The organism is Arthrobacter sp. (assembly GCF_031988865.1).
Classification (GTDB): Bacteria; Actinomycetota; Actinomycetes; order Actinomycetales; family Micrococcaceae; genus Arthrobacter_B.
Map to the genome: position 1 here is coordinate 1 of NZ_DALZXY010000155.1, position 3751 is coordinate 3751.

The 3751-nt window shown below is 65.5% G+C and carries 4 protein-coding genes; 3 read left to right on the plus strand and 1 reads right to left on the minus strand.

All coding sequences use genetic code 11. The features are described 5' to 3' along the window. Window positions 1–873: 873 nt before the first annotated feature. Window positions 874–2472, plus strand: coding sequence for a malate synthase A (gene aceB / locus RTN46_RS16665; protein WP_312183080.1), 1599 nt, complete (start codon window positions 874–876; stop codon window positions 2470–2472). Window positions 2473–2476: 4 nt separating this feature from the next. Here the strand turns inward: aceB and RTN46_RS16670 are convergent, their stop codons facing one another. Further along, window positions 2477–2671, minus strand: coding sequence for a hypothetical protein (locus RTN46_RS16670; RefSeq protein WP_312183082.1), 195 nt, complete (start codon window positions 2669–2671; stop codon window positions 2477–2479). Window positions 2672–2744: 73 nt separating this feature from the next. Here RTN46_RS16670 and RTN46_RS16675 point away from each other — a divergent pair, with 73 nt between their 5' ends. After that, window positions 2745–3206: a helix-turn-helix domain-containing protein gene (locus RTN46_RS16675; protein ID WP_312183085.1), complete on the plus strand. Its 462-nt coding sequence runs from the start codon at window positions 2745–2747 to the stop codon at window positions 3204–3206. Between the two features lie 79 nt (window positions 3207–3285). Continuing rightward, the coding region (locus tag RTN46_RS16680; RefSeq protein WP_396157992.1) for an alanine dehydrogenase at window positions 3286–3751 on the plus strand (466 nt) is incomplete at its 3' end.

Below are 3751 nucleotides of genomic sequence, written 5' to 3' on the forward strand. Positions count from 1 at the left end.
CGCAGCGGTGCCCCCTCTGCGGGCTAAGCCCGCCCATACGGTCGTAGCGCCGGTTCCCTCCGGTTTGGGATTTGCCAGCCGTTTTGGGACGTGATTTCCCTCCGCTTTGGGATTTCCCTGCCGTTTTTGGGATTTTCCTCCGGCGCGCGGCGGCAGGGAAATCCCAAAACGGTCGATTTCTCCCAAAACGGAGGGTCTTTGTCCGGTCCAGTGTTCGGACCACGCAGTTCCGCCCCAATGTTCGACCGGCGCAGCTCCGCCCCAATGTTCGACCGGCGCAGTTCCGCCCCAATGTTCGGCCGGCGCAGCTCCAGGGCCGGGCAACCTCCGTATGCCCCGGTCGTGGACCATCGCCGGCCCTGCCCGACGGCGTGTGCACCTCTGGTGACTCGTCCTCGACGCGTGCGCAGCTCTGGTGACTCCGCACGGGAAACACCCACCAGACCTGCACACCCAACATCCGCCGACCCCCATCACCCCGCCCCAGCTGCACACTCAACACCCCGCAACCAGCTCCAGCGCCGGGCAACGTCCGTATGCCCCGGTCGTGGACCATCGCCGGCCCTGCCGGACCGGTGCGCACCTCTGGTGACTCGACCTGGCGTAACGCCCCGCCCTTACCGGAAGGCTCCGTGATCTCCTACGTTCGGAAGAGAGCATCCCCGCGGGGGCGCCGGAGTCATGCCCAAGGTCTTCGGCCGCAAATGGTAGATGCAGTTTCCTTCCCGACAGCCGCCGGAATACCCTTGCTATCCCCTTGCCGGTGATCGTATTATCACGATACGGAAGAACTTTTTCATTTTCGATTGATTTTCTTGGGTACGTTAACCGACAGATAGCTCGACGAAGCAAACTGCAAGAGGGAGCAACTCCATGGCCATTGAAGTAACCGACCTCAATCCGGCAGAGGGTGCCGAGACCATCCTGACCCCCGAAGCACTGGCGTTCATCGAGGAACTCCACCAGCGCTTCGCCTCCACACGCAACGACCTCCTCGCCGCCCGCACCGCCCGCCGCGAAGCCGTTGCCAGCGGGCAGAGCCTCGATTTCCTCCCCGAAACCGCGTCCGTACGGGAAGGCGACTGGAAGGTCGCAGCGGCGCCGCCGGCACTCCAGGACCGCCGAGTGGAAATGACCGGCCCCGCGTCCCCGGCCAAGATGGCCATCAATGCCCTGAATTCCGGAGCCAAGGTCTGGCTGGCCGACTTGGAGGATGCGTCCACCCCCACTTGGCACAACGTGGTGGACGCTGAGTACAACCTCTACCGCGCTGCCCGCGGGGAACTTTCCTTCACCTCCCCCGAGGGCAAGGAATACGCGCTGCGCACCGACGCACCCCTCGCCGTCGTGGTGATGCGCCCGCGCGGCTGGCACCTGCCGGAAAAGCACGTGCTCATCGATGGCGAACGTGCCGTTGGGGCACTCGTCGACTTCGGCCTGCACTTCTTCCACAACGCCAAGCAGCTCCTGGAAAATGGCCAGGGCCCGTACTACTACCTGCCCAAGATGGAAAGCCATCTGGAAGCCCGGCTCTGGAACGATGTCTTCGTCTTCGCGCAGGACTACGTGGGCGTCCCGCAGGGTTCGGTGCGGGCGACCGTCCTGATCGAGACCATTCCGGCGGCCTTCGAAATGGAGGAAATCCTCTACGAGCTCCGGGACCACGCCTCGGGCCTCAACGCCGGCCGCTGGGACTACCTTTTCAGCATTATCAAGATGTTCCGCGACTCCGGAAAGGACTTCCTGCTGCCGGACCGCGCCGACGTCGCCATGACCGCGCCGTTCATGCGCGCCTACACTGACCTGCTGGTCAAGACCTGTCACCGGCGCGGGGCCTTCGCGATGGGCGGCATGGCCGCCTTCATCCCGAACCGCCGCGAACCCGAGATCACCGCCAAGGCGTTCGAGAAGGTCACCGCGGACAAGACCCGCGAAGCCAACGACGGCTTCGATGGCTCCTGGGTCGCCCACCCGGACATGGTGGTGACCTGCCGCGAAGTGTTCGACTCCATCCTGGGCGAGAAGCCGAACCAGGTGGACAGGCTCCGGGAGGACGTTGCAGTCACCGCGAAGGACCTGCTGAATGTCACCACGGCAGGAGGGTCCGTCACCGAAGCGGGACTGCGCTCCAATCTCTACGTCGCCGTCGCCTACACGGCCGTGTGGCTTTCGGGCAACGGTGCCGTCGCCATCCATAACCTGATGGAGGACGCCGCGACGGCGGAAATCTCCCGTTCCCAGGTCTGGCAGCAGGTCCGCAACGGCGTGGTGCTGGAAGATTCGGGCGAGGCCGTGAGCGCGGACCTGGTCAAGCGGATCCTCGCTGAGGAGACCGAGCGCCTGCGCAGCGAAGTGGATGAGGAGAAGTTCAACCGCTTTTATGCCCCAGCCAGCGATCTGATCGCCCGGATCAGCCTCGCCTCGGATTACCCGGACTTCCTCACCCTCCCCGCCTACGAGCTGGTGGACTAGGGGCTTATTCAATAGCGGTGACCTGGCGGACGGCGCGTCCGTCCGCCAGGTCATCCCTGGCTTTGCAGCCAGGCGCCTCAGCCCGGCCGCCGGCCGGGCGTACGCTGGTGCCCGTTCCGGCCCGTTCCAGCCCGGTCCAGCCCGTTCCAGCCCGGTCCAGCCCGTTCCAGCCCGGTCCAGCCCGTTCCAAGCGGGGCATCCACCCCTGCCGGGTCCGACGCGGCGCAGTTCCGGAACCCGGTTTCTGCTTCCTGTCCGTTTCGTTTGGCAAGATGGCTGGCATGAGCTTAAGGACCACAACCATCCCGGCGCTTCCTGCCAAGGACGCCAAAACGCTCGCCCGGGCCCTTTCCGCCGGCGATGTCACTGTTTTCGTGGATGGAACAGCGCTTCGCCTCCCGCCGGCAGCCCGGGATGCCGTACTCGACCTGCTCGGCAGGCTGGGGTCCGGAACGTCCGTAAGCATCTCCTCAACCGCGGCCGCGGAGGCTCCGCCTGCGCCGGGGCACAACCCGCTCCTGACGACGTCGCAGGCCGCGGCCGCCGCCGGAATCTCGCATACGTACCTGCGGAACCTGACCGACGCCGGTGTGATCCCGGTGGAATACCGCGGTACGCACCGCCGGATCCGGATGTCCGACGTCGAAACCTGGCTTGCGGCGCAGCGTGCCGCCAGCGCGGCGAAGGCTGCGGAACCGGGTACGGCCGGCGCTCCAGGGGGGACTGATACCTAGGAGGCCAGCTAACGGGTGATCTCCGCACAACTGCTGTTCAGCATGTCGTATCCCAAGTTCCCAAAGACCGGAGTAAAACGTGATTATCGGAATTCCCAAGGAGATCAAGAACAACGAGTTTCGGGTGGCCATCACGGCATCCGGTGTCCATGAACTTGCCTCCCGCGGCCACACCGTCCTGGTAGAGGCCGGCGCGGGCCAGGGCTCGAATATAACTGACACGGAATATGCCGCCGCGGGGGCGGAAATTGTGCACTCCGCCGAAGCTGTCTGGGACCGCTCGGAGCTGATCCTCAAGGTCAAGGAACCGGTTCCCGCAGAGTTTGGCTTCTTCCGCCCCGGACTCATCCTCTTCACCTACCTCCACCTCGCCGCTGCCCCGGAACTCACGCGGGCGCTGCTGGATTCCGGAGTCACCGCCATCGCCTACGAAACCGTGCAGGAGGGCCGAGCACTGCCGCTGCTGGCACCGATGTCCGAGGTCGCCGGGCGGCTGGCCGTGCAGGTGGGCGCGCAGTGCCTGATGGCCCCGGCGGGCGGTCCCG